We start from the raw sequence: 25,950 nt of genomic DNA, 5'->3' as shown, positions 1-25,950 counted from the left end.
AAATCAATAAGGGGAAGCCTGATGACCAGACCACTGCCGTCTTCAAACGATTTTACTGCGCCATATGCTGTCGATGACCAGCAACTGGTTGCGTCTTTGCTGAAAACCATCGCACTGCCCGAAGACGTCAACCGCCGCATCGATGCACGCGCCAGTAAATACATTGCGACGATTCGCAAGGAAGCGAGCGGTATCGGCGGTGTGGAGGATTTCCTACGCGAATATGGCTTGTCCACCCGTGAAGGGCTGGCGCTGATGGTTCTCGCCGAAGCCCTTCTGCGCGTGCCGGATGCGGCAACGCAGGACAAGCTGATCGAGGACAAGCTGAAGCAGGGCAAATGGTCGGAGCACGAGCCAAGCGGCGATACATGGTTTGTATCGGCGTCAGCCTGGGCGCTCGGCCTTTCCGCCAAGGTGATCAAGCCGGGTGAGACGCCGGAAGGGGTGATTTCCTCGCTGGTCAAGCGTATTGGTCTTCCCACGGTCCGCACCGCCACCAAGCAGGCCATGCGTTATCTCGGCCACCACTTCGTTCTTGGCGAAACCATCAAGGATGCGCTGAAACGTGCTGCCTCCAACGAGGCCAAGGGCTACCGCCATTCCTTTGATATGCTGGGCGAGGGAGCCCGTACGCGCAAGGACGCGCGCGGCTATTTCAAGTCCTATTCCGATGCCATCGACGCGATCGGCCGTGCCACGGGCAACAAGAAGCTGCCGGATCGCATGGGCATCTCCGTCAAGCTCTCCGCGCTGCATCCGCGTTATCTCGCCACGCATCATGATCAGGTCATGGCTGAACTGGTGCCGGATCTTTTGGCACTGGCGCAGAAGGCAAAATCCTACGATCTCAATTTCACGGTCGATGCTGAAGAAGCCGACCGGCTTGAGTTATCGCTGGATGTGATCGACCGGGTTTTTGCCGATCCGTCGCTGGATGGATGGGACGGGTTCGGCCTGGCCATTCAGGCCTATCAGAAGCGTGCGCTTGAGGTGATTGACCATATTGACCGCCTGGCGGCGCGCCACAACCGCAAGATGATGGTGCGTCTGGTCAAGGGAGCTTACTGGGACACGGAGGTGAAGCGGACACAGGAGCGCGGTCTGCCTGATTATCCCGTGTTCACCCGCAAGCCCGCAACCGATGCGTCCTATATGGCCTGTGCCAAGCGCATGCTTGACGCCCGTCCGCGCATATTCCCGCAATTTGCCACCCACAATGCGCTGACGGTCGCCATGATCCTGGAAATGGCTGGCGACGATAAAACCGGCTTTGAGTTCCAGCGCCTGCACGGGATGGGCGAAAGCCTGTACAAGCAGATCACGGAAAAGGACGAGAAGATCGCCTGCCGCATCTACGCACCCGTTGGTGGCTATCGCGACCTTCTAGCCTATCTGGTTCGCCGTCTGCTTGAAAACGGTGCAAACTCATCTTTCGTGTCGGTTGTCGGTGACAGCAACGTGCCGATAGCGGACCTGCTGGTGCGCCCGGCGGAAAAACTCAATGACGGCAAGGGTTACCGCCACCCGCATATCCCGCTGCCTGCCAAAATCTATGGCAAGCGTGCCAATTCGGCCGGTGTGGAACTGGGTGACCGCAAGGAACTGGCAGCCCTTTTGGGCGGCATCGCCAAGGCATCCCGAACGGTCAACGCTGTTCCGCTGATCGACGGCGTGAAGGCTGCGGGCAAGGCCCAGAATGTGATTTCGCCGGTTAATGGCGCAACTGTCGGAACGGTTGTGTTCGCGACAGCCGACGAAGCGGCAAAGGCGGTCGGCATTGCCAAAAAAGCTTTCGTCTCATGGTCGCGCGTTCCCGTGGAAACCCGCGCCAAGGCCCTGGAAAAGGCCGGGGACCTTCTTGAGAGCCACCGCGATCTGCTGATGGACCTTCTCTCCCGTGAAGCGGGCAAGACGCTGGATGACGGCATTGCCGAAATTCGTGAAGCGGTGGATTTCTGCCGCTACTACGCCGCCGAGGCACGCCGCCAGTTTGCCTCCGACAAAGCCATGCCCGGCCCGACGGGCGAAGACAACAAGCTGCGCCATCGCGGACGCGGTGCCTTCGTCTGCATCAGCCCCTGGAATTTCCCGCTGGCGATTTTCCTGGGGCAGGTCACCGCGGCACTGGCTGCTGGAAACACCGTTGTGGCGAAGCCCGCGGAACAGACACCGCTGATCGCCTATGAAGCCATCCGGCTTCTGCATGAGGCGGGCGTGCCGAAAGATGCCGTGCTCTATGTCCCGGGTGACGGCTCGGTCGGTGCGGCGCTGACATCCCATGCGGATATTGCCGGCGTTGCCTTCACCGGCTCGACCGATACGGCCTGGGCCATCAACCGCGCGCTGGCAGCCAAGAAAGGCCCGATCGTACCGCTGATTGCCGAGACCGGCGGTCTCAATGCCATGATTGTCGATGCAACCGCGCTCTCCGAACAGGTTGCCGACGATGTGGTCATGTCGGCGTTCCGTTCGGCAGGTCAGCGCTGTTCTGCGTTGCGAATCCTCTACCTGCAGGAAGATATCGCCGACAACATGCTCGAAATGATCGAGGGTGCGGCACGTGAGTTGACACTTGGCGATCCCTCGCTGGCCTCCACTGATGTCGGTCCGATCATCGATCAGGCGCAGCGCGATATGCTCGCGGCCCATATTGCCGCGATGCGCACGAGCCAGAAGGTTCGCTATGCCGGTACGGCCCCGGGCGAAGGTCTGTTCTTTGCGCCGCATATCGTTGAACTCAACACTGCGGCAGCACTGGAGAAAGAGGTGTTCGGGCCGGTTCTGCATGTGGTGCGCTGGAAGGCCAAGGATTTGGACGCTGTGCTCGACCAGATCGCCTCGACCGGTTACGGCCTGACCTTCGGTCTGCACACGCGCATCGAGGCAACGGTCGCCAAGGTCATCGACCGGCTCGACATCGGCAACGTCTATGTCAACCGCAACACGATCGGCGCGGTTGTCGGGACACAGCCGTTCGGTGGGTCTGGACTTTCCGGCACCGGACCCAAGGCGGGCGGTCCGTCCTATCTGACCCGGTTTGCGCTGGAACAGGTGGTTTCAGTCAACACCGCCGCAGCCGGGGGCAATGCCAGCCTCATCGCCATGGGCGAATAAGCGGGAAAACGGCTGAAATCAGATGCGCGATTGGGGATAGTGGGGCACTCACTATCCCCAATTCGCTTCTACGATGCTATTTGGCGTATTCAGAATGGTAACCGATAAATAGGGCGCAACCCTAAAATGGGGAGGATATGCCGATGGCTGTCGTGAAGTCCGATATTGAGATCGCCCGCGCTGCAACCAAGAAACCGGTTTTCGAGATCGGTGCAAAGATTGGCATTGCGCCGGAGCACCTCGTTCCCTATGGGCACGACAAGGCAAAACTCTCGGCGCAATTCATTCGCTCAAAGCGTGGCGCAAGGGATGGCAAGCTCGTTCTGGTGACGGCGGTCAGCCCGACACCGGCCGGCGAAGGCAAGACGACGACCACCGTCGGTCTGGGTGATGGCCTCAATCGCATCGGCAAGAAGGCGATTGTCTGTATCCGCGAGGCATCGCTTGGCCCCTGTTTCGGCGTGAAGGGCGGCGCCGCCGGCGGTGGCTATGCGCAGGTCATCCCGATGGAGGACATCAACCTGCATTTTACCGGTGATTTTCATGCCATCACGGCGGCGCACAACCTGCTGGCAGCCCTGATCGACAATCACGTCTACTGGGGGAACGCGCTCAATCTCGATACGCGCCGGGTGACCTGGCGGCGGGTGATGGACATGAACGACCGCGCGCTGCGCGACATCGCATCGTCGCTGGGCGGCGTGGCCAATGGCTTTCCGCGTGAATCGGGTTTTGACATCACGGTGGCGTCGGAAGTCATGGCCATTCTCTGCCTTGCCACGGATTTGCAGGATCTGGAGCGGCGGCTGGGCGATATCATCATCGGCTACCGTTTTGACAAGACCGCGGTCTATGCAAGGGACCTTAAAGCTGACAAGGCCATGGCTGTCCTGTTGAAGGATGCCATGCAGCCCAATCTGGTGCAGACGCTGGAAAACAACCCGGCCTTCGTGCATGGCGGTCCTTTTGCCAATATTGCCCATGGCTGCAATTCGGTCGTTGCCACGACAACCGCGCTGAAGCTTGCTGATTATGTGGTGACCGAAGCCGGTTTCGGTGCGGATCTCGGCGCAGAGAAATTCTTCAACATCAAATGTCGCAAGGCCGGATTGCAACCTGCTGCCGCCGTCATTGTCGCCACGGTGCGCGCCATGAAGATGCATGGCGGTGTCGCCAAGGACGATCTCGGTCTTGAGAATGTTGCGGCAGTGAAGGCGGGCTGCGCCAATCTTGGCCGCCACATGGAAAATGTCCGCCAGTTCGGTGTGCCGGTGGTCGTGGCGATCAATCATTTCAGCGCCGATACGGATGCCGAGATCGAAACGGTGAAAAATTTCGTTGCGGCCCACGGCGCCGAAGCCATCCTGTGCAAGCACTGGGCGCTTGGATCGGCCGGGATCGAGGAACTGGCACACAAGGTGGTGTCTCTCGCCGAGAGCGGTTCGGCCCAGTTCTCGCCGCTCTACGAGGATGAATTGTCCCTGTTCGACAAGATCGAGACGGTGGTCAAGCGCATCTATCGCGGGGCAGAGGCGGATGCCGATGCCAGCGTGCGCGAGCAGCTCCGGCAGTGGGAGGCCGCAGGATACGGCCATCTTCCCGTCTGCATGGCCAAGACGCAATATTCGTTCTCGACGGATCCGCATTTGCGCGGCGCACCGGTCAATCATGTGGTGCATGTACGCGAAGTACGGCTTTCGGCTGGCGCGGGTTTTGTCGTGGCGATCTGCGGTGAGATCATGACCATGCCGGGTCTGCCGAAGTCGCCTTCCGCCGAACGCATTCATCTCAACGCGCAGGGCTTGATCGAGGGGCTGTTCTGAAGCGTTTTTCAGGCCGGTGATTTTTGCTGTTGCATGCATCGCCGCGTAACGCTAACAATCACCGCCATGAACACGTGCGTTGTTATTGCAAATGGCTGGTGGTGGGCTCGCTGATAGCGGCCACGCAGCCTTTTGCACGCACGTAAAGGGATCAGGGCCGCAACGGGTTTTCCGGGCGGCCTTTTTGTTTGACCGCCAGAAGCCCGCAAAGCCAAATGCAACGGAGTGGAAATGATGATGCATAAAATTGAGGGCGATGTGGAAATATTCGATACCGCGGGCGGTGTTACCATTTCCCGGTCACGCATTGCGACCGCCTATGCCAGCGCGATCGACAGCTATGTCGACGGGCTGGATGAACGGCGCGGGGCAGTCTTCTCGTCCAATTACGAGTATCCGGGCCGTTATACACGCTGGGATACGGCGATCATCGATCCGCCGGTCGTTATCACCTCCAATGGCCGCCATATGACGATCGAGGCGCTGAACAAGCGCGGCGAAATCTTGCTGCGCCCGATCCACAAAGCGGTTTCGGCCCTCGCCGATGTGTCGGTATCCGCCGCAAGCGCGACCAGGCTCGATCTTGAAATCGCTCTGCCGAGCCGCGCCTTCACCGAAGAAGAACGCTCGCGCATTCCTTCAGTTTTCACGGTGTTGCGCGGCATTGTTGCGCTGTTCTTCAGCGAGGAAGACGCCAATCTCGGCCTTTACGGCGCATTCGGCTATGACCTCGCGTTCCAGTTCGATCCGATCCAGTACAAGCTGAAGCGGCCGGATGATCAGCGCGATATCGTGCTCTATCTCCCGGACGAAATTCTGGTCGTCGATCACCACGCGGCCAAGGCATGGCTCGACCGTTACGAATACACGTTTGAAGGTGCTTCCACGGAAGGCCTGCCGCGCGAAACCGAAGCCAGGGCATTCAAGCCAACGGACACGATTCCGGGGCGCGGCGATCACAATCCGGGCGACTATGCGGAACTGGTGAAGAAAGCCAAGGAAAGCTTCAAGCGCGGTGACCTCTTCGAGGTTGTGCCGGGCCAGACATTCTATGAGCGCTGCGAGACCAAGCCTTCGGTCATTTCGCGCCGTTTGAAAGCCATCAACCCGTCGCCTTATTCCTTCTACATCAACCTCGGCGACAATGAATATCTCGTCGGGGCTTCGCCGGAGATGTTCGTGCGCTTGGTTGGCCGCCGTATCGAAACCTGCCCGATTTCAGGAACGATCAAGCGCGGCGAGGATGCGATTGCCGATGCCGAGCAGATCATCAAGCTGCTCAATTCCAAGAAGGACGAGTCCGAACTCACCATGTGCTCGGACGTCGACCGCAACGACAAGAGCCGGGTGTGCGAGCCGGGTTCCGTGCGCGTGATTGGCCGCCGCCAGATCGAAATGTATTCGCGCCTCATCCACACGGTGGATCATATCGAGGGCCGTCTGCGCGAGGATATGGACGCCTTTGACGGTTTCCTGTCGCATGCATGGGCCGTGACGGTGACCGGGGCGCCAAAGCTCTGGGCCATGCGCTTCATCGAAGAGAACGAGCGCAGCCCGCGCGCCTGGTACGGCGGCGCCATCGGCATGGTCAATTTCAATGGTGACATGAACACTGGCCTGACCCTGCGCACCATCCGCATCAAGGACGGCATCGCGCAGGTACGGGCGGGGGCCACGCTGCTGTTTGATTCCATTCCGGAAGAGGAAGAGGCGGAAACAGAACTCAAGGCTTCGGCAATGATCGCGGCGGTGCGCGAGGCGCATAAGAGCAATATCCCCGTGGAAGAACGCGCCGTTGCGCGGGTCGGCGAGGGACTGTCGATCCTCCTTGTCGATCATGAGGATTCGTTCGTCCATACGCTCGCCAATTATTTCCGGCAGACGGGCGCAACTGTGACTACCGTCCGCACGCCGGTGCCCGATGAAATCTTCGACCGGTTGAAGCCCGATCTGGTGGTGCTTTCGCCGGGGCCCGGCACGCCGGAGGATTTCGACTGCAAGGCGACGATCAAGAACGCACGCAAGCGCGACCTGCCGATCTTCGGTGTCTGCCTCGGCTTGCAGGCGCTGGCGGAAGCCTATGGCGGCACGCTGCGGCAACTGCATGTTCCAATGCACGGAAAACCGTCACGTATCCGGATTACAAAGCAGGGCAGGATTTTTTCCGGGCTGCCCAAGGAGGTCACGGTTGGCCGCTATCATTCGATTTTTGCTGATCCGGTGCGGTTGCCGGATGAGTTTGTCGTGACGGCCGAGACCGAAGATGGGGTCATCATGGCCTTCGAGCATAAGAGCGAACCGATTGCGGCGGTGCAATTCCATCCGGAATCGATTATGACGCTCGGGCACAATGCGGGCATGCGCATGATTGAAAACATCGTGGCGCATCTGCCGCGCAAGGCCAAGGAGCGAGCTGCCTGATGGAAGGTGAAAACGTCGTCCAGCGACTGGCATTCTGGTCGATTTTCGTCGGCATGGGCGTGCTGGCACTGAAATATGCCGCCTATCACGTCACCGGTTCGGTTGCGCTGTATTCCGACGCGCTGGAATCGATCGTGAATGTCGTGGCGGCGCTTGCCGCCTGGTGGGCGATCCGTGTCAGCCACAAGCCCGCCGACCAGAATCACCCCTTCGGGCACCACAAGGCCGAGTATTTTTCGGCGGTGCTCGAGGGCGTGCTGATCGTCGTGGCGGCGCTCTTGATCCTGCGGGAAGTCTGGTCGGCCTGGGAGACGCCCAAGGTCATGGAGGAACCATGGCTGGGTCTGGCGATCAATGGCGGTGCGTCGCTGGTGAATGCCCTGTGGGCCACGCTGCTGATCAGCCGTGCCCGGCGGCACAAATCGCCGGCCCTGCTGGCGGACGGCAAGCATATCATGACCGATGTGGTCACATCCGCCGGCGTGTTCATCGGTCTTGTCGGCGCCGTGATTACCGGCTGGACGTTCCTTGATCCGCTGCTTGCGGTGATCGTGGCGCTCAACATCCTCTGGCAGGGCTGGACGGTGATCGGCTCTTCGGTGCAGGGCCTGATGGATGTCGGTGTTCCCACCGAGGAAACCATGCGCATCCGCGACATCATCTCGGCCAATGCCGGCGGTGCGCTGGAGGTGCATGACCTGAAGACGCGCATTGCCGGGCGGGTGACGTTCATCGAGTTTCATCTGGTCGTTCATGCCAGCATGAGCGTTGGCGATGCGCATGTCATTTGCGACCGGATGGAGAATGCGCTCATGGAACAGATTCCCGATTCGAGTGTCGTCATTCATGTCGAACCGGAGGAAGAGGCCAAACTGCCGATCGGCACGGCTGCTGTTCCCTTTGCCTGAGCGATCCAACCTATAGGCTCTTGGTTGGGGGCAGCTTGGTGATTTACATCCTCTTTTGCGTCATTTCGATTCCCATTTTGTATCGGGTGAAATCCCGTTTTGTGTCTTGTAGAATCCCATTTTGTGTCTTAGGGTCGATTTGCAAGCCATTCACGCAGTTGGAAAATGTATCCGAGATTTTCAGCACAGGATGTAAGGTCTGCTCTGACGGACAGCAGAGTGGTGCTGATTGCAGGGCCACGTCAGGCAGGAAAATCGACTTTGGCAAAGTCTGTGTCAGACGTGTCGAGGAGCTATTTTACGCTCGACGATGCAACGATATTGAATGCTGCCAAATCTGATCCCAAAGGTTTCATAAGGGACCTGGATCGCGTGACGATTGACGAGATTCAACGAGCGCCTGGTTTATTGCTCGCTATCAAGGAAAGTGTTGACGAAGATCCGCGCCCGGGACGCTTCCTGCTGACTGGTTCGGCCAACATCATGACACTGCCAACAGTCGCCGATTCCCTGGCGGGCCGGATGGAAGTGATTACTTTGATGCCGTTGGCGCGGGGTGAAATCAGCGGGCACAAGCCAGCCTTTCTTGATCTGGCGTTTCAAGGCCAGGTGGCACCGGTTAAAGGAACATCCGTTTCAGGCTCCGAGTTGATTGAGATTGTCCTGGCAGGCGGCTATCCCGAAGCAATCGCACGCTCAACGCCGGAGCGCCGCACCAAATGGTATCTCGACTATATAAACGCCATTATTCAGCGGGACGTGCGCGACATCGCAGATATCGCTCGTATTGGGGACATGCCGCGGCTGATCCGTCTCTTTGCAAACTATTCGGCCAAACTCGTCAATTTCAGTGAAATCGGTGCTGCTCTGGCAATGGATCGCAAGACCGTCCAACGCTATCTCGATATCTTCACGGCCTTATACATCACTTACTCTGTGGAACCATGGCACAACAATCAGATATCGCGGCTGGCCAAGTCGCCAAAACTTCACTTTCTGGATAGCGGACTGCTTGCTGCCGTACTCGGCGCCACAATGGATGGAATCAAGTCGGACCGGAATGTGTTCGGATATTTGCTGGAAAGTTTTGTTTTTGGCGAGCTTCTCAAACAGGTGGGATGGATGCAGGCGCGAGGAATATCCATTCATCATTTCAGGACGACGACCCGGACCCAGGAAGAGGTTGATTTTGTTCTTGAAGACAATCGGGGCGGGATCGTGGGGCTTGAAGTCAAGGCGTCCGCTACCGTGCTATCGGCGGATTTTCGTGGAATGCGTAAGCTCGCAGAGGCCACAAAAGGCCGCTTTATCGCGGGTATGCTCATCTATGATGGCGATAAGGTTGTTCCATTCGGTTCCAACATGTTTGCCGTGCCGGTCTCGCATCTCTGGAACTGATAAATCTGGTTTGGAGCGCAATGAAAATGGTGCATCGCCGCAACATTTGTCACGCAATGTTTCGGACTGTCATGATTTTGTTACAATTGTATTGACATAGCAGAGCCGCTGAATGACACCATTGTCAGTCGGTACATTTTCTCCATCGATGATGCAGCGCCGGGGGCGTCTGTCAGGGGACACAGGATTTGGCGGCAAGCATCCATTCTTCAGGGAATCGAGCGCCAAGAACGCATGGCAGCGCCGAGCGGATAACCGCGGCTGTTTACAAGACTGGTTAACCTTTAACTGTCAGGATTAACTTATGGGTAAACCGACCCTCTACGCACTTCTCACCGGGCTTTCACTGATCGCTGCGGCCTATCCCGCCAGTGCGCGGATCATCATTGACTGTGAGAAGCCAGCGGCGGCGAAGACACAGGTCCCTGCGAACACGGTTGATCCGCTTGCGGTTCCCGCTAAAACTAGCGCTGCAGCCTGCGGGCAGAAGCCGCTGGCTGCAGTGGCGGCGCCGGAGAAGGTGCAGCCCATCAATATCGTTGCAACAGGCGGTGCGGGCATGTTGAAAAAGGCAGTGAAGGGCGAGATTGTTCCACAGGGGGAGAGCGCGCTGCGCGACGACCTTGCGTTCAAATACCGCCTCTACCGGCCGGATGAGCCCAATGGCGATGCGATGGTTCTTCTGCATGGCTCGGGTCAGGACGAAACAAGTCTCGTCTCCCTTGCCACCAAGATCGCGCCGCACGCCCTGCTGCTAGCCGTGCGCGGCCGGGTTGTACAGGATGGCACCAGCCGGTGGTATCGCCGCCTGACGCCGGTCAGCTTTGACCAGAAGGATATTCATGTCGAGGCCAAGGCCTTCGCCGGTTTCCTGAAGCAGGCGACCGAGAAGTACAAGATCGATCTCAACCGCACGACATTCCTCGGCTATTCAAACGGCGCCAACCTGGTTGGCGCAGTGATGATGCTCTATCCCGACATGGTCAAGCAGGCGGTGCTGCTGCGCTCCATGCCGGTGCTGACCGAAAATACCGATGCCAATCTCGCCGGTGCCCGGGTCCTGACGGTTTCCGGTGTCGCCGACCAGACCTATGCGCCATTCGCGCCAGCGCTTGCGACCTTGCTGCGTTCGCACGGGGCGGCGGTCGAGGCGCGTTCGATCAAATCAGATCACGGTCTTGGCAATGACGATGTCAAAGTTGTCAGCGAGTGGCTTTCGGGAACGAGCGCCCAGTTAAAGAAGAACTGAGTTCCCTGCGATCGCCTCTTGCATCCGGCCGGACAGTCGGTTAATTGTCTGGCCCATGGAAACGCGCCAGACACATATGTCGTCTTTTGCCAAATCCGCTTTTGCGGGTTTGACCAGCCGCGCCTATCTCCTTCCGCTTCTTCTCGACCTTATCGGCGATCGCCGGGCTCGTTGAGAGGAGCGTCCGGCGGTCGAAAGTGCCGCCAGGCTTTTTGCTCCTTACCCCTTTACAAGACCATTCCAACGCTTGAAAAAGTGCCGCATCAGCGCCAGAGATGCGCAGACGGCCGGAAACGAGAAGCAAATGACCGATATGACCGCTCCCCGCACCATGGGCATGCCCGATGCCAGCAAGAAATATGAGCCGTATCCGCTGGTTGATCTGAAAGACCGGCAATGGCCGTCCAAGCGCATCGAAAAGGCGCCGATCTGGTGTTCCGTCGACTTGCGCGATGGCAACCAGGCATTGATTGATCCGATGGGCCACGACCGCAAGGTGCGGATGTTCGCCCTGTTGCTCGACATGGGTTTCAAGGAAATCGAAATCGGCTTTCCCTCGGCATCGCAGACGGATTTCGACTTTGCCCGCTGGTGTGTCGAGGCAGGCAATATTTCCGACGACGTATCCCTGCAGGTCTTGGTGCAGTGCCGCCCGGAATTGATCACCCGCACCTTCGAGTCCTTGCAGGGCGCCACCAAGCCGATCATCCATTTCTACAACTCGACCAGTGAATTGCAGCGCCGGGTTGTGTTCAACAAGGATGTCGGCGGCGTCAAATCCATTGCCACCGATGCGGCCAAGATGATCACCGACATGGCGGCCAAGGCCGGCGGCGGCTTCCGTTTCGAATATTCGCCGGAAAGCTTTACCGGCACCGAACTCGATGTGGCGCTCGAGATCTGCAATGCCGTCACGGAAATCGTCAAGCCGACGCCAGACAACAAGCTGATCATCAACCTGCCGTCGACGGTCGAGATGTCGACACCGAATGTCTATGCCGACCGCATCGAATGGATGTGCCGCCAGCTCGACAATCGCGAAAACCTGATCATTTCCCTGCATCCGCACAATGACCGCGGAACGGGCATCGCCACGACAGAACTCGGCCTGATGGCCGGTGCCGACCGGGTGGAAGGCACCCTGTTCGGCAATGGCGAGCGGACGGGCAATGTCGATATCGTCACGCTGGCATTGAACATGTTCACGCAGGGCGTCGACCCGGAAATCGATTGTTCCGATATCAACCGGATGAAGGAAGTCTACGAATATTCCAACCAGCTGGTGATTCCGGAACGCCATCCCTATGTCGGCGAACTGGTTTATACGGCGTTCTCCGGCTCGCATCAGGATGCGATCAACAAGGGCATGAAGGCGATCAAGCAGGCCAACAAGACCCTGTGGGAAGTGCCTTACCTGCCCATCGATCCGCAGGATGTCGGCCGCAGCTACGAGGCGATCATCCGCATCAACTCCCAGTCGGGCAAGGGCGGACTCGCCTATATCCTGCAGGCTGACTATGGCATCAATCTGCCACGCGGCATGCAGGTGGAGTTCCGCGATGACATCCAGCAGATCACCGACGAGGAAGGCAAAGAGATGCCATCCAAGCAGATTTATCAGCGGTTCCTCGAGCTTTATGTCGATCAGCCGGATGCCCGCCTGAAATTCGTGGATCACCACACCTATCCCGATACGGAGCACAAGGGCATGCGCATCCTCTCGGCGGAGATTACCGACCGCGGTGAGACGAAGCGGATCGAGGGCAGGGGAACAGGTCCTGTCGACGGCTTCATTGATGCCCTGTCGCACTATCTCGGTTTCAGGCTCTCGGTCGTCAACTATTCGGAGCACTCGCTCCAGCATGGTTCCGATGCCGCGGCTATCAGCTACATGGAAATCGAGCATCCGAACGGCAAGATTTTCGGTGCAGGCATCAACAAGAGCATTGTTGCCGCCTCGCTTGAGGGGATTGTCTCGGCGGCCAACCGCATCATCGGCAAATAAGCCGCACACCTCAAAAAGGCCGCTGTGAAGCGGCCTTTTTCTGTTGGGAGCGTTTCATGCACCAGTTGCACGCAATCGGGATGGGTGAGGGGAAGGCAACGCCCATCGTCTTCCTGCATGGGTTTGGCGGAACAGCTGCCGGCTGGCATGCCGTGCAAACGGCGATTTCCGCTGATCATCCGACCCTTGCATTCGATCTGCCCGGTCATGGTGCATCGCTGGACTATCCCGATGCGGTGACCGCCCGCCATTTCGCGCAGGCGGTTGTCGAGGACCTCAACAGGCGCGGTATCCCAAGGGTTCATCTGGTCGGCCACTCCATGGGCGGCGCAACCGCCGCATTGGTTGCCGCCTTCGCCCCGGAGAGGGTGGCGTCTTTGACCTTGCTGGCTCCCGGCGGGTTCGGCCCGGATATCAATGGACGGCTGCTCCAGCATTATGCGGCGGCCCGAACATATGACGCGCTTCAGGTGGCCTTAGAGGGCATGTTCGGCTGGCGCAATCCTGTTCCTGAAGAGATGATCCGGCGCGACGTGGACCTGCGCCGCAAACCGGGACAGATCGAACGGCTCGGTGCCATTCTCGCCCGAATGATGAAGGACGGATTGCAGGGAACTATTCCCAAGGCGTTCATCGAGGCTTTCGCCATGCCGGTCACCGTTGCATGGGGCCGGCTGGACAATGTCCTGCCGGTGTATCAATCGGAAGGGCTGCCGCCGCGTTTCTCGATACATCGTTTTGACGGGGCTGGTCACATGCTGGTCGAGGAGATTCCGGGCGAGGTCATCCATCTCATTTCGACAACTGTGCGCACAGGCTGAATTCCGACAAGTTTGTGATGCAACGACGGACGCATATTGTTAATGATGCCTTAACCCCACCTTGCCGGAAACGCCTATGAGTGAGATGCACGACAAGATCAGCCCGATGGATGCCAGACGCAGGCTTGGCGATGCCATTCGCGGCGCGCAGGTGGCAGCGGCCGACCGCGGCGATGTCGTCATCGACATGAAGGAAGCCGATCTCGCCCGCATCGAAATCCTGGCGCAGGATCTGCAGCCGGTCTTCGACGACGTCCCCGCCGATGACGAGCAGTGGGATTTTGCCATTTCCACCGGCTTGCAACCGCGCCTGTGGATCGATGCCACCGCGCATGTGATGATGGGACGGGACAGGCGCACCTATCGCTTTGTCAGGGATACAAGGCTTGGCCGGACTGTTCTGGCGGAGTCGCCCGAGGTGAAACCGGTTTCCGACGCGGTCACCACCTACATTGCCGAGCGGATCGTCGAACGGCAGCGCATGATGGAGGGCGCCCGCATCAGCCTGCGTCCAGAGGCCGATGCCGTGCCGCAAGGCCCGGCTGAGCCCGCACCGCAACCGGCGGTGGCACCGGCGGTTCAGCTGCGGCAGCATCGCTCGATGGCGAATGATTTCGTCAATGCGGTCATCTGGCTGCTGATCGGCGCTTTCGCCGGTGCTGGTGCGCTGCTCGCCTTTTTCTGGGACCGGCTTTCACCCTATTTCTGACGCTCAGGCGGGCGCAGATACAACGCCAACGTGAAGCTCATGCTCGGCTATCGTGCTGATGGTCATGGCGGCATCGACGATGCCGCGCTCGGTCATGCGGCATGACCAGCCGGAGGCCGTCTTCGCGATGGCAAAGATATTAAAGCGCGCCGGGGGCTTGTGGCCACCGAAGCTCTGGCTGGCGGAAGGGACGCAAATGACGGGTATCTTCCAGCCGGGGCCGTCGATCTCGTAGCGTGTCGCCAGATGCGTATGGCCATGCAGGACAAGTTCCGCCCCGTGCCGCCGCACGGTCCGCTGGAACAGGCCGATGCCGAGCAGCCGCTTGTGCGACGGCGCCGCGCCGCGTACCGGCGGGTGATGGATCATGATCACCCGGAACAGGCCGCGGTTGCCGGTCTCCCCAAGGATTTCGCCGAGGCGGCGTGCCTGCCGGTCGCGCAGATCGCCGGTTGCCATGAACGGTGCGGTGGCACGGGCCGATGACACGCCGATCAGGGCGACGTCGCCGCGGACCCGCAGGTAAGGGAACTCAACCGGACGGTGTTCGGCGGCCTCGCGGTCGCCCAGCATCCATGGCGCCCAGTAACGCCGGGTCTTTTTCAAAGCACCGGGCACATAGGCATCGTGATTGCCGGGGACAACCGACACGTCATGCGGATTGCCCAGGGTTTTGAGCCAGCGCTCGGCGGTCTCCAGTTCCTCGTCCAGCGCGAGGTTGACCAGATCGCCCGTCACCGCCAGATGGTCCGGCGCCTGCGTCTTCAGATCGGCAATCAGGGTATCGAGCGTGCCTTCGGTCATCGAACCCTTGCGGTTGGACCGCCAGTTGATATAGCCGGTGATGCGTTTTGACACGAGCTCGCGCAGACTTGGCGCGGGCAGGGGCGACAGGTGGATGTCGGAGATATGTGCGAGACGAAACATTATGCCAGCTTTAAGAGACTCTGGTGTAGGAATCCAGTGTTAGAACCTTTGCTCTGCAGCAGGGTTCCCATTTAGGACCGGTGAAATGGCTGACAAAAACGTGAAATGGCGGCATCGCCTGTTTCACACCTACTTTCTCCTGCGGCGCCCGATGACATTGGGCGCGCGCGGCGTGATCCTCGACGAAGCGGCCCGGTCGGTCTTTCTCATCAGGCATACCTATGTGCCCGGCTGGCAGTTTCCCGGCGGCGGCGTGGAAACCGGCCATACGGTCGAACACACGCTGGCAAAGGAGTTGATAGAAGAAGGCAATATCGAGTTGACGGCCAGGCCGCAGCTTTTTGCCATCTATCACAATGCGCATGCCTCGAAGCGCGATCATGTCGCGCTCTATGTCTGCCGTTCGTTCCGGCAGACCGCACCGCGCCTGCCGGACCGCGAAATCGCCGAGGCCGGATTTTTCCGGCTCGATGCCCTGCCGGAAGGCACCACCGCCGCGACGCGGCGGCGGCTTGCCGAAATTCTCGATGGCGCCGAGATATCGCTCACCTGGTGAGTTTCAGAACCGGTCCCGGTCATGCGGCGCGGCAAAATCCACCTGCGGCCCTTTGGGGATGATACCTGTCGGATTGATGGTTTTGTGGCTACCGTAATAATGCGCCTTGATGTGCAGCATGTTCACGGTCCCGGCCACATCAGGCACCTGGTAGAGATCGCGGGTGTAATTGGACAGGTTCGGATAGTCGGCGATGCGCTGGCGGTTGCATTTGAAATGCCCGACATAAACCGGATCAAAGCGCAGCAGGGTGGTGAACAGCCGCCAGTCCGCCTCGGTAACCCGATTGCCCGCGAGATAGCGCTGCCTGCCGAGACGCTCCTCCAGCTGATCGAGTGTGGCAAACAGCTGGTCGAACGCTTCCCCGTAGGCTTCCTGCGTGGTGGCAAAGCCTGCGCGGTATACGCCATTGTTGATATTGGGATAGACGAGGGCATTGACGGCGTCGATCTCGCTGCGCAGGGCGTCGGGGTAGAAATCCTGCGATGCATCGCCAAAGGCGTCGAACGCCGTGTTGAGCATGCGGATGATTTCGGAGGACTCGTTCGAAACAATGGTGTTCTGCTGCTTGTCCCACAGAACAGGCACCGTCACGCGGCCGGAATAGGAAGGATCAGCGCGCGTGTAGATTTCGTGAAGCCGTTTCGAACCGAAGAGGTGATCCGGCGTGGCGCCGTCCACGGCATGGAAGGTCCAGCCTTCCGCACCCATGAAATGATCGACCACGGATACGGAAATGACATCCTCGAGCTTCTTCAACGCGCGGAAGATCAGCGTGCGGTGCGCCCAGGGACAGGCATAGGAAACATAGAGGTGATAGCGTCCGGCCTCGGCCTTGAAGCCGCCCTTGCCCGATGGACCGGCAGAGCCATCCGCCGTCACCCAGTTGCGGAATTGCGATTCCGAACGGATGAAGCGCCCGCCGCTGTCCTTGGTGTCGTACCACTGGTCGTGCCACTTGCCGTCAATCAGAAGACCCATTTCATACTCCTTGGCTCGCAAACCTGCGTGCAATGATGCCTGCGTTTATTGCCTATACCTAGACACAAATGCCGTTCAAACCACCCCGGCCCGGGTGAACAGAGTGTCACTTTTTGCCATGGGCGCGCGAAAATCGGTTTACGGCGGGCGGCTGAGATGCTACGCGGGAAAAAAGGAGACATTTTGTGACAGGATTCCTCTTCATCCGACGATGAAACCCGAACCGGCGCTTGAACAGCGCGGCGGACGTTCCTGTGTTGGCCAAAGGCCATTGTCTACTCCTTTATGAAGATACCCAGCATGCTGACCCATGTCGTGACCTACGCGCCGGAAGAACCGGTGTATGACGCTGCCATCGAAGACATCAACAAGGAAGCTTTCGGCCCCGGCCGTTTCACCCGTGCCGCCTACCGCATCCGCGAGGGCGGTCCGCATGACCGTGCCCTGTCCTTTGTCGCGCTGAACGGCGAGCATGTGGTGGGGTCGGTGCGGCTGACGCCCATCCTGATCGGCAAGACACCGGCGATGCTGCTCGGTCCGCTAGCAGTCCGGCCCGCCTGGAAAAAACAGGGCATCGGCGCGGCGCTCATGCGCATGTCCATGGAAGCCGCCCGGCTTGCCGGTCACAAGCTGGTCATTCTGGTGGGGGACGAGCCCTATTATGCGCCATTCGGCTTCCGCCCCATTGTCGGGCATCAGATCGAGATGCCTGCGCCGGTCGAACCATCGCGGTTCCTTGCCTGCGAACTCACGCCGCGCGCCCTGAAAGATGTGCAGGGCCGGGTACGGCATGCGGGGATTGACGGTCAGTAGGCCGGTAATCACCGGCCTTCGCGGTACCACATGCTGCCAAGGACGAGGATCATCGCGGCAAGTCCGAGGAAGCCGGAGAACAGCGGCAGGCGGTTGACGCTCTTCAGGACCGTTTCACTCGTCGGCCGCAACCCGATCCAGTTGTCGCCGCTGGCGCTGGCGAAGCTGCGCGAAGCGACGATGCTGGGCACTTCGATCGATGCCTGGTCTGCGGTTGCCCGCAAGCGGCGGGCACCGCCGCCGGTTTCGCGGGCGAAGCCGTCGAGCTTGGCTGTCGTCGATATATAGTCCGCAAATTCTGGTGCATCGACCGGCCCGACATGGGCAAGCGTCGTCAGATCGCCATTGGCAACCTGAAACAGGCCGATTTCCGTTGTCGGCACCGAGGCGCTGAATACGCCAGGCTCGGTCTCAGTGAGCGGGATGTCCTGCTTCTTGCCCGATGGCGTGATGATGCTGGCCTGCTGGGCGGTCTTCTTCATCGTCTGGCGGCGGATTTCGAGGTTGCGGCCGCTGCCGGTCGCTGTCAGGGCTTCCTCTTCCAGTTCCGGTTCCTTCATCAGCCAATGGGCAATGCGGCGGTAGAGCGCCGCATGCGGGCCGCCGCCTTCAAAGCCACGCGCCCACAGCCAGCCCTGATCGGACAGGAACATGCCGACGCGGCCTTCACCAATGCGGTTGAGGACGAGCAACGGCTTGTCGCCGGCATTCATCACGACCGTGCCTTCCGGCTTGTTGACATCGATGACGCGGAACCAGCGGCTCCACTGCGGCGGCTCCTGTGTGCTGCCTTCAAGCCCGCGCGTCACGGGATGGCGTTTGCCGTCGTCGCTCAGGCGCGGATAGAAAGCTTTCTCGGTAACGTCCCCCGTCGGCGTTGCCGGCAGGATGGTCAGGAGCGGCGTGTTGGCGATGGAGACGTTGCCCGCATATTCAGGACCGGCGGCAATCAGCAATGCGCCGCCCTTCTGCACGTAGTCGTTGATGTAATCGTAATAGAGCAGCGGCAGCACGTCGCGGTGCTGATAGCGGTCGAAAATGATGAGATCGAACTGGTCGATCTTCTCGACGAACAGTTCCCGCGTCGGGAAGGCGATCAGCGACAGTTCATTGATCGGCGTGCTGTCCTGCTTTTCCGGCGGGCGCAGAATGGTGAAATGAACCAGATCCACCGATGCATCGGATTTCAGCAGGTTGCGCCAGGTGCGCTCGCCATTGTGCGGCTCGCCCGAAACCAGCAGTACTTTCAGGTTTTCGCGGATGCCGTCGACCATGGCGACGGCGCGGTTGTTGATTTCGGTCAGCTCGTTGGGAACGGCGTCGACCGCCAGCTCGACAATGTTGACGCCGGCGCGGGGCAGCGTCACTTCAAGCGGCATTTCCTGGCCGATGATGGCATCCTGGGAGGTGACCTCATTGCCGTTCACCCGCACGGTGACGCGTGCCCGGCCGCCCTGGGATTCACCCGCGGCCGTGACCTTGTAGGTCATCTGCTGCGGCTTGCCGGTAATGCCGAAGCGCGGCGCCCGCACAAACTGGATACGCCGGTCGATCTCGCCCGGACGTCCGGTGATCAGCCCGTGGACCGGTGCATTGAAACCAAGCGCCGCGACATTGTTCGGGATATCGTGGATTTGCCCGTCGGTGATCATGATGGCGCCGCCGATGCGCGAAGGCGGAACATCGCGGAATGCGCCGTTCATGGCCTGGAACAGCCGCGTGGCCGTGGCATCGTCGGTTTCGCTGGCGCGGTTGGTTTCCACGGTCCGCACCTCGAATTGCGGCAGGCGCGCCAGCGCGGCCTGGACCTGCTTGAGCGCCTCGGTCGTATCGGCGGTGCGCTCGCCGATATCCTGGCTCTGGCTGCGGTCGGCGATCACGGCGACGACGCTTTTGAGCGGCTCGCGTTCCTCGTTGATGACAACGGGATTGAACAGGGCCATGGCGAGCGCGGCCACGGCGAGCAGGCGGATCACGCCGCCGCGCTGGCGCAGGTACAGGCCCGCCAATGCAAGCGCCAGCAAAGGCAGAAGCAGCAGTGCCAGCAGCGGGGTCGACAGCAGGGGCTGGAAATCGAGGGAGAGATACATGTCAGTTCGCCAGCCGCTTCAGAAGATCGGGCACGTGCACCTGATCGGATTTGTAGTTGCCGGTCAGCATGTACATGACGATGTTGATGCCCGCGCGATAGGCAAGGACCCGCTGATCCGGATCGTTGGGGATCGTCGGGAGCAGGGGAGCACCGCTGGCATTGACGGCCCAGGCGCCGGCGAGATCATTGCCGGTTATCATGATGGGGGAAACGCCGTCGCCGACCCGCACGGGACGGTCCTTGTTGGCTTCGGGTGCCTGCGAGGCCTGTACCCATAGCTGGCTGCCGCGGAACCGGCCGGGAAAATCCTGCAGGATATAGAAGGCCTTGGTCAGCACATGGTCGTTTGGAACCGGTTCCAGCGCCGGTATGTTCATGCCGGAAAGAATGTCGCGCAGGCGCGCATTGGCCGGGGTCGAACTGTTGTCGAAGCTGATGGCGGCGGCATCCTGATCGCGCGTGTCGAACAGAACGGTTCCGCCCTGCTGCATATAGGCGTCGATCTTGGCAATGGCGTCCCGCGACGGCATTTTGGCCGCGGCGTCGACGGGCCAGTAGATGAGCGGAAAGAAGGCAAGCTCGTCGGTTTCGGGGTTGACGCCTATGGGATCGCCGGGCTCCAGCGCCGTGCTGTCGGCCAGCGCCCTGGAAAGCCCGAAAAGGCCTGCCTTGCTGATATCGTCAATAGCACGGTCCCCGGTGATGATATAGGCGAGATGCGTGGCATTGACCGCGTCCAGTATGGTCTGGTCGCCCGGTTTGCTGTCGTTCTGCTGGGCATGGGCCGGAGAGGGTCCGAATGCCAGGATGGCGGGAATGATGAGGATTGCGAGAGAGGCGGCTGCTGCCGTCTTGAAGCGGCGGCGCAAATGCCCGCCGAGCCAGAGAATGGCAAGCGCATCGAGCGCCAGCAGCAGGGCGGCGAGCCCGAAGAGCGGACCGCGCAGCGGTACCGATTCATCGACGGCATAGCGTGCCGTGGTCACGGGAATGGCAAGCTCGGGACGGACCAGAGGCTTGATGCCGCTGTCCGGCTTGAAGAGGTTGAGGGCGCTCATGGAATCCTCGACGCCGTAAAAGCCGGGCGGATTGTCAAAGCTCACCGTGCCGGTTTCGCCCGGCTTGAGGATAAGCGGCTTGGCATCCGCGCCGGGAGGGGTCAAAGCCCCTTCGGCGTTCAATGTCAGATAGGGCGGAAAGGCGCGGGAAGCCCCCGCGCCATTTTCCTGCGGCGATGGTCCGGTGTTGCGCGACAGGGTGACGATGCGGTGCAGCATGTCGACAAAACTGCCGCTGATCGGCAGGTTCGACCACGTGGCTTCCGGCGTGACGTGGAAGAGGACGATCTGACCGCGCCCGCGGGTCTCGCCCGTCACCAGCGGCGTGCCGTCGGCAAGATTGGCCCAGCTCTTCTCGAAAAGGTCGATGGCGGGCTCTGCCAGCACCTGGCGATTGACCGTGACGTCCTGCGGCGTCGGCAGCCCGGCAAACGGACCCGTATCCGGGAACGCGGCAACCGGCTGGGATTCCTTCCACGACAGGGCACCGCCCAGGGAACGTTCCCCCTTGCGCAAATTGACCGGCAGAAGCGGGTCGTGTTCGCTGTTGCCCGCAAGGCGCGGACCGGCAAAGCGGATGAGTGTCCCGCCCTTGGCAACCCAGTCCACCATGGCCTGTTCGGTCTCGCCGGGCAGCTTGCCGATATCGGCCATGATGATGACGGACGGCTTCTGCTCCAGGAGTTCGGGGATGGCCTTGATCAGTTCCGCATTGCGCGGCCGCAGGAGATCGGCGAAGGGCTCAAGCGCGCGCGAGATGTAATAGAGCGGCGACAGCAGCGGCTGTGACAGGTCGGCTTCAGAACCGGACAGCAGGGCAACGCGGCGGCGCTTGTTGTTGTCGTCGACAAGGAAGGTGGCGCCCGCATGCGGGGCGTTGTCGATGCGCAGGCTGTGAAAGTCGTTGCGCAGTTCATAGGGCGCCGTGATGACGGCCTCTCCGGCCGCTTCATTGGCCCGGAAAACCAGTCCGGTTTCGGCGATGCGGCGGCCCTTTTCATCATAGGCGCCGATGGTGATGCCGCCCGAGGCGCGGCTGTCATCGGAACGCACGGCGTGGACCGTCAGTCCATTCGCATTGTTCTCCACCTGCCGGATGGCAGAAAGAGCTGCGATCGATGGCTGATACCAGATCACCGAGGCGATCCCGCTCCCCTCCATGGATTTGACGGCTGTCGCCGCCTGCGGAGTGTCGACACCATCGTTGAGGTAGGCGACGCGCACGCCTTTGACATTGACAAGGGCGGCCTTCAGCCGGTCGAAGGCTGCGCTGCGGTTGACGGGAATCGGCCGGACATTCAGCGCGCGCAGCCGCTCAAGCGCGGTTGCGGCATCGAACGGGCCGACGTCAGCATTCAGCTTCTCGGCCGTACCCAGGATGTAGATCAGCGCGCCGGAGGCATTGGCATCGGCGATGAGCCGTTCCGCCGTTTCCTTGCGCGCGGCCCATTCCTCATTGGAAGACCAGCCATTGTCGAGCACGATGGCGACCGGTTCCTTGCCGCTCAAAGTCTCGGCGCGCGGATTCCATACGGGTTCGGCGAGCGCCAGAATGACGAGCGCGGCGAGCACAAGCCGCAGCAGCGTCAGCCACCAGGGGCTGCGGTCCGGCGTTTCCTCCTTCTTGAGGATCTGGGCCAGAATTTTCAGCGGGGGGAAGGATTCCCGGACCGGCCGCGGCGGCGTCGCGCGCAGCAGCCACCAGATGACAGGCAGGGCCAGAAGACCGAAAAGGATTGCCGGTGCACCGAGGGCAAGAGGAAAGGCACCCATCATAGGCCCGTCCTCTGATAGCCGGCATCGGCGGTCATGTTCAGGTGTACGGAAACCAGTGCTTCGGAGGCGAGGCGATCGGTGCGGTTGGCGGTGTAGCTCCAGCCGATGCGGCGGCAATAGGCGCTGAGCGTTTCACGCCGGGCAAGGAACAGGCGCTTGTATTCCTCGGCATAGTCCTGCGCCCGTCCAACGGTCAGAACAGCGCCGGATTCCGGATCGACGAATTCCGTGCGCCGCTTGTAGGGGAAATCCGCTTCGGCCGGATCGTAGATTTCGACCAGATGCGCGCGAGCGCCGCGCTGCGCAATCTGCTCGAGCAGGGCAAGCGTTTCGCTGACCGGCTCGAGAAAATCGCTGACCAGCACCACATCGGAAAAGCGCCGGACCTTGCTGAAATCCGGTTGCTTCGGCAGATCGATGACATGCGACAATGCAACCGCCAGTCGCTCCGCGCCATTGGCGGCGGAGGCCGGATCGGTGACGCCGGGAAAGGCGATGCGCTCGCCGCTGCGCGACAAAAGCTCGGCCAGCGCCAGGATGAGCACGAGCGCGCGCGATTCCTTCGATACCTGCGCCATATCCGATTTGTAGAGCATGGAGGCCGAGGAATCAGCCCAGAGCCAGACCGTATGGGCGGCTTCCCATTCCTGATCCCGGACATAGGTGCGGTCATCGCGCGCCGACCGGCGCCAGTCGATGCGCGCAATGGCTTCGCCGTCCGTGTAGGGCCGGAATTGCCAGAAGGTCTCGCCGACGCCGCTCTTGCGGCGGCCATGCCAGCCGGTATTGGTGGTGTTGGCGATGCGGCGGGCTTCGACCAGAAGATCGGGCAACAGCGCGGCGCGCTGGCGTGCACGCGCCAGTGCCTCGCGTGTCGCGGTCTTCTCGACCTGCGCGCCAATGGCTGCCATCAGAGTGCGGCCTTGGTCAGATTGGCGATGACCTCGCGCACGTTCATGCCGTCGGCGCGGGCAGCGAAGGTCAGTGCCATGCGGTGCTGCAGAACTGGTTCGGCCAGCGCCCTGACATCGTCAATCGACGGCGCGAGACGCCCGTCATAGAGCGCGCGGGCGCGCGCGCACAGCATCAGCGCCTGGCTGGCGCGCGGGCCGGGGCCCCAGGCGATGAATTTTTGCGCGATATCGTTGTCCGCACCGGGGCGGGCCGAACGCACGAGCTTGAGGATGGCTTCGACAACGCCTTCGGCCACGGGAATCCGGCGGATCAGCTGCTGCATGTCGCGCAGGCGCTCGGCAGTGATGGTCTTGGCCGCGCGGGCTTCGGACGTGCCGGTGGTTTCCAGCAGGACGCGGCGCTCTGCGTCGAGTTCCGGATAAAGGATATCGATCTGCATGAGGAAGCGGTCAAGCTGCGCCTCGGGAAGGGGATAGGTGCCCTCCTGTTCCAGCGGGTTTTGCGTCGCCAGCACATGGAACGGCGCCGGCAGGTCGTGCCGTTCACCGGCTACGGTCACGTGATATTCCTGCATGGACTGCAGCAGGGCGGATTGGGTGCGCGGCGAGGCGCGGTTGATTTCGTCAGCCATCAGCAGCTGGGCGAAGATCGGGCCTTTGACATAGCGAAACGAGCGCTTGCCATGGTCGTCCTGCTCCATGACTTCCGAGCCGATAATGTCCGACGGCATCAGGTCGGGCGTGAACTGCACACGGCGCTCATCGAGGCCGAGCACGGTACCGAGGGTTTCAACGAGCTTGGTCTTGGCAAGGCCGGGAACGCCGACGAGAAGGGCATGGCCGCCGGCAAGCAGCGCGACGAGCGTGCGTTCGATCACGCTTTCCTGGCCGAAGATGACAGTGCCGACGGCAGCGCGTACCCTGGAGATATCGGCCAGAGCCTTTTCCGCCTCTGCTATCATGGCCTTCGGATCCGATGGTTCCCCGGTTTTGATGATTGTCATGGTTTACCTCGTCTCTGGCCTGCGGAGCTGGTTTATGGTCAGCTTCACACTTAAATGAGTCTAAATCACTATGACATGCAGACAAGCGGTTTAACGGTGACTATTTCGTGACGAATGAACAAAAAGGTCTTGGTATGGCACAGTCAGAAGGCACGTTGCGCGATGCGGCAGGGCTTGAAGCGCTGATTTCGCGCGCCGCGGCACAAGGCAAGGGCCTGCCGCCGGTGGAAAAGTGGAACCCGGATTTCTGCGGTGATCTTGATATGGAGATCAAGGCGGATGGCACCTGGTTCTACATGGGAACACCTATCGGCCGCGCACCGCTGGTCCGGCTGTTCTCCACGGTTCTACGCCGGGATGCCGATGGCAAGACCTATCTGGTCACGCCCGTCGAGAAAGTCGGCATCCGCGTCGAGGATGCGCCCTTCCTTGGCGTTGAGCTTAATGTATCGGGCGAGGGCGGCGATCAGGTCATGACCTTCCGCACCAATGTCGGCGATATTGTCGAGGCAAATGCCGGCAATCCCCTGCGCTTTGTCATCGACCCGGCCAATGGCGGCCTCAAGCCCTACGTGCTGGTGCGCGGACGGCTGGAAGCGCTGCTGGCCCGCCCGGTCATGTATGAACTGGTCAGCCATGGCGAAGATATCGTCGTTGGCGGCAAATCCATGTTTGCCGTGCGTTCCGGCGGTACGGTCTTTCCGATCATGCCATCGGGCGAACTGGAAGAGCAAAGTCTATGAACCAGACAATATTGAGGGATGACGGCTTTTCGGCCCGGGCCTTTGCGCAGCGCGTTGCGGCGAAGGGCCATGAGACGCTGAGTGTCGATCATGGCGACCACCTGCTCAATCCGGACCTCGATGCCCTGATCGCGGCGACAAAACTGCGTGAGGCGGCGGTGCTGATCCCCATCGTCGATCACGGGGATGAAGCGGGTGTCATTCTCACCCTGCGCAATGCCAACATGCGCAAGCATTCAGGCCAGGTGGCGTTTCCCGGCGGCGCCATCGATCCGGAAGATGATTTCCAGCCGGAAAAGGCGGCGCTGCGCGAGGCGCATGAGGAGATCGGGCTGGAAGGGCGGCATGTCGAACTTCTCGGCCGCCTGCCGCGCTATCTCACCACGACGGGTTATTCCATTACCCCGGTGCTCGGGCTCGTTCATCCGCCCTTCGACCTGACGCCCAACCCGGATGAAGTGGCCGATGTCTTCGAAGTGCCATTGTCCTTTCTGATGAATCCTGCCAACCACCGCAGGGAAAGCCGGATATGGCAGGACAAGGAACGTTTCTATTATACGATGCCGTTTGGCGACCGCTTCATCTGGGGCGTCACGGCGGGCATCATCCGTACACTTTATGAAAGGCTCTATTCTTGA

The 25,950-nt window shown here is 60.6% G+C and carries 19 protein-coding genes; 13 read left to right on the top strand and 6 right to left on the bottom strand.

The window, feature by feature from the left end:
* The first annotated feature begins 21 nt into the window (after positions 1–21).
* The 9 genes from putA (at position 22) to ACTJJ7_RS20980 (ending at position 14,448) form a co-directional block, all read left to right on the top strand.
* Entirely contained in the window at positions 22–3,114 is a 3,093-nt protein-coding gene (gene putA, locus ACTJJ7_RS21020) for a bifunctional proline dehydrogenase/L-glutamate gamma-semialdehyde dehydrogenase PutA (RefSeq protein WP_440968711.1), read from the top strand.
* 143 nt (positions 3,115–3,257) lie between these two features.
* A complete protein-coding gene (locus ACTJJ7_RS21015) occupies positions 3,258–4,937 on the top strand; it encodes a formate--tetrahydrofolate ligase (RefSeq protein ID WP_105732001.1) in 1,680 nt (559 codons plus the stop codon).
* Between the two features lie 237 nt (positions 4,938–5,174).
* Positions 5,175–7,358 carry an anthranilate synthase gene (locus ACTJJ7_RS21010; RefSeq protein WP_440968753.1) on the top strand — a complete coding sequence of 728 codons (2,184 nt, stop codon included), beginning with the start codon at positions 5,175–5,177 and terminating at the stop codon, positions 7,356–7,358.
* Entirely contained in the window at positions 7,358–8,266 is a 909-nt protein-coding gene (locus ACTJJ7_RS21005) for a cation diffusion facilitator family transporter (RefSeq protein ID WP_105732003.1), read from the top strand. Before ACTJJ7_RS21010 ends, ACTJJ7_RS21005 begins: the two co-directional genes overlap by 1 nt.
* A 219-nt stretch (positions 8,267–8,485) precedes the next feature.
* On the top strand, positions 8,486–9,664 hold the full coding sequence (locus tag ACTJJ7_RS21000; RefSeq protein ID WP_440968710.1) for an ATP-binding protein: 1,179 nt from the start codon (positions 8,486–8,488) through the stop codon (positions 9,662–9,664).
* Between the two features lie 304 nt (positions 9,665–9,968).
* Positions 9,969–10,913: an alpha/beta hydrolase gene (locus tag ACTJJ7_RS20995; protein WP_105732005.1), complete on the top strand. Its 945-nt coding sequence runs from the start codon at positions 9,969–9,971 to the stop codon at positions 10,911–10,913.
* 304 nt (positions 10,914–11,217) lie between these two features.
* On the top strand, positions 11,218–12,918 hold the full coding sequence (leuA, locus tag ACTJJ7_RS20990) for a 2-isopropylmalate synthase (protein ID WP_440968709.1): 1,701 nt from the start codon (positions 11,218–11,220) through the stop codon (positions 12,916–12,918).
* A gap of 56 nt (positions 12,919–12,974) precedes the next feature.
* The gene (locus ACTJJ7_RS20985; protein WP_440968708.1) at positions 12,975–13,739 is read left to right on the top strand and encodes an alpha/beta fold hydrolase; all 765 of its coding nucleotides are present in this window, start codon (positions 12,975–12,977) and stop codon (positions 13,737–13,739) included.
* A gap of 76 nt (positions 13,740–13,815) precedes the next feature.
* Positions 13,816–14,448 carry a hypothetical protein gene (locus ACTJJ7_RS20980; protein ID WP_440968707.1) on the top strand — a complete coding sequence of 211 codons (633 nt, stop codon included), beginning with the start codon at positions 13,816–13,818 and terminating at the stop codon, positions 14,446–14,448.
* 3 nt (positions 14,449–14,451) lie between these two features.
* On the opposite strand, the gene ACTJJ7_RS20975 is transcribed toward ACTJJ7_RS20980, so the two are convergent.
* Entirely contained in the window at positions 14,452–15,375 is a 924-nt protein-coding gene (locus ACTJJ7_RS20975; protein WP_440968706.1) for a metallophosphoesterase family protein, read from the bottom strand.
* An 85-nt stretch (positions 15,376–15,460) separates the two neighbouring features.
* On the opposite strand from ACTJJ7_RS20975, the gene ACTJJ7_RS20970 reads away from it, so the two are divergent.
* Positions 15,461–15,931 carry an NUDIX domain-containing protein gene (locus ACTJJ7_RS20970; protein ID WP_440968705.1) on the top strand — a complete coding sequence of 157 codons (471 nt, stop codon included), beginning with the start codon at positions 15,461–15,463 and terminating at the stop codon, positions 15,929–15,931.
* A 3-nt stretch (positions 15,932–15,934) separates the two neighbouring features.
* Here ACTJJ7_RS20970 and ACTJJ7_RS20965 read toward each other — a convergent pair whose 3' ends face one another.
* Positions 15,935–16,912, bottom strand: a complete 978-nt coding sequence (locus ACTJJ7_RS20965; RefSeq protein ID WP_440968704.1) for a glutathione S-transferase family protein — start codon at positions 16,910–16,912, stop codon at positions 15,935–15,937.
* Positions 16,913–17,212: 300 nt separating this feature from the next.
* Here ACTJJ7_RS20965 and ACTJJ7_RS20960 point away from each other — a divergent pair, with 300 nt between their 5' ends.
* A complete protein-coding gene (locus ACTJJ7_RS20960) occupies positions 17,213–17,725 on the top strand; it encodes a GNAT family N-acetyltransferase (protein ID WP_440968703.1) in 513 nt (170 codons plus the stop codon).
* A gap of 8 nt (positions 17,726–17,733) precedes the next feature.
* Here the strand turns inward: ACTJJ7_RS20960 and ACTJJ7_RS20955 are convergent, their stop codons facing one another.
* Genes ACTJJ7_RS20955 through ACTJJ7_RS20940 form a run of 4 tightly spaced genes read right to left on the bottom strand, consistent with a single transcriptional unit; the run spans position 17,734 to position 24,569 of the window.
* Positions 17,734–19,815, bottom strand: coding sequence for a hypothetical protein (locus tag ACTJJ7_RS20955; RefSeq protein WP_440968702.1), 2,082 nt, complete (start codon positions 19,813–19,815; stop codon positions 17,734–17,736).
* Position 19,816: 1 nt separating this feature from the next.
* Positions 19,817–22,648, bottom strand: coding sequence for a DUF4159 domain-containing protein (locus ACTJJ7_RS20950; protein WP_440968752.1), 2,832 nt, complete (start codon positions 22,646–22,648; stop codon positions 19,817–19,819).
* On the bottom strand, positions 22,648–23,562 hold the full coding sequence (locus ACTJJ7_RS20945) for a DUF58 domain-containing protein (RefSeq protein ID WP_105732014.1): 915 nt from the start codon (positions 23,560–23,562) through the stop codon (positions 22,648–22,650). Before ACTJJ7_RS20945 ends, ACTJJ7_RS20950 begins: the two co-directional genes overlap by 1 nt.
* Positions 23,562–24,569 carry an AAA family ATPase gene (locus ACTJJ7_RS20940; RefSeq protein ID WP_105732015.1) on the bottom strand — a complete coding sequence of 336 codons (1,008 nt, stop codon included), beginning with the start codon at positions 24,567–24,569 and terminating at the stop codon, positions 23,562–23,564. Before ACTJJ7_RS20940 ends, ACTJJ7_RS20945 begins: the two co-directional genes overlap by 1 nt.
* Positions 24,570–24,703: 134 nt before the next feature.
* On the opposite strand from ACTJJ7_RS20940, the gene ACTJJ7_RS20935 reads away from it, so the two are divergent.
* Entirely contained in the window at positions 24,704–25,312 is a 609-nt protein-coding gene (locus ACTJJ7_RS20935) for a DUF1285 domain-containing protein (RefSeq protein ID WP_105732016.1), read from the top strand.
* A complete protein-coding gene (locus ACTJJ7_RS20930; RefSeq protein WP_105732017.1) occupies positions 25,309–25,950 on the top strand; it encodes a CoA pyrophosphatase in 642 nt (213 codons plus the stop codon). The genes ACTJJ7_RS20935 and ACTJJ7_RS20930 overlap by 4 nt, the downstream gene beginning before the upstream one ends.

Origin of the sequence: Phyllobacterium sp. 22229 (assembly GCF_052056495.1) — a bacterium.
Lineage (GTDB): Bacteria > Pseudomonadota > Alphaproteobacteria > Rhizobiales > Rhizobiaceae > Phyllobacterium > Phyllobacterium myrsinacearum.
This window is presented reverse-complemented; position numbering and strand designations above follow the sequence as displayed.

Bases quoted from the DNA above. Each gene is read 5' to 3' on its own strand.
- putA (WP_440968711.1), top strand. From the start codon at position 22: ATGACCAGACCACTGCCGTCTTCAAACGATTTTACTGCGCCATATGCT.
- ACTJJ7_RS21015 (WP_105732001.1), top strand. From the start codon at position 3,258: ATGGCTGTCGTGAAGTCCGATATTGAGATCGCCCGCGCTGCAACCAAG.
- ACTJJ7_RS21010 (WP_440968753.1), top strand. From the start codon at position 5,175: ATGCATAAAATTGAGGGCGATGTGGAAATATTCGATACCGCGGGCGGT.
- ACTJJ7_RS21005 (WP_105732003.1), top strand. From the start codon at position 7,358: ATGGAAGGTGAAAACGTCGTCCAGCGACTGGCATTCTGGTCGATTTTC.
- ACTJJ7_RS20995 (WP_105732005.1), top strand. From the start codon at position 9,969: ATGGGTAAACCGACCCTCTACGCACTTCTCACCGGGCTTTCACTGATC.
- leuA (WP_440968709.1), top strand. From the start codon at position 11,218: ATGACCGATATGACCGCTCCCCGCACCATGGGCATGCCCGATGCCAGC.
- ACTJJ7_RS20985 (WP_440968708.1), top strand. From the start codon at position 12,975: ATGCACCAGTTGCACGCAATCGGGATGGGTGAGGGGAAGGCAACGCCC.
- ACTJJ7_RS20980 (WP_440968707.1), top strand. From the start codon at position 13,816: ATGAGTGAGATGCACGACAAGATCAGCCCGATGGATGCCAGACGCAGG.
- ACTJJ7_RS20975 (WP_440968706.1), bottom strand. From the start codon at position 15,375: ATGTTTCGTCTCGCACATATCTCCGACATCCACCTGTCGCCCCTGCCC.
- ACTJJ7_RS20970 (WP_440968705.1), top strand. From the start codon at position 15,461: ATGGCTGACAAAAACGTGAAATGGCGGCATCGCCTGTTTCACACCTAC.
- ACTJJ7_RS20965 (WP_440968704.1), bottom strand. From the start codon at position 16,912: ATGGGTCTTCTGATTGACGGCAAGTGGCACGACCAGTGGTACGACACC.
- ACTJJ7_RS20960 (WP_440968703.1), top strand. From the start codon at position 17,213: ATGCTGACCCATGTCGTGACCTACGCGCCGGAAGAACCGGTGTATGAC.
- ACTJJ7_RS20955 (WP_440968702.1), bottom strand. From the start codon at position 19,815: ATGTATCTCTCCCTCGATTTCCAGCCCCTGCTGTCGACCCCGCTGCTG.
- ACTJJ7_RS20950 (WP_440968752.1), bottom strand. From the start codon at position 22,648: ATGGGTGCCTTTCCTCTTGCCCTCGGTGCACCGGCAATCCTTTTCGGT.
- ACTJJ7_RS20945 (WP_105732014.1), bottom strand. From the start codon at position 23,562: ATGGCAGCCATTGGCGCGCAGGTCGAGAAGACCGCGACACGCGAGGCA.
- ACTJJ7_RS20940 (WP_105732015.1), bottom strand. From the start codon at position 24,569: ATGACAATCATCAAAACCGGGGAACCATCGGATCCGAAGGCCATGATA.
- ACTJJ7_RS20935 (WP_105732016.1), top strand. From the start codon at position 24,704: ATGGCACAGTCAGAAGGCACGTTGCGCGATGCGGCAGGGCTTGAAGCG.
- ACTJJ7_RS20930 (WP_105732017.1), top strand. From the start codon at position 25,309: ATGAACCAGACAATATTGAGGGATGACGGCTTTTCGGCCCGGGCCTTT.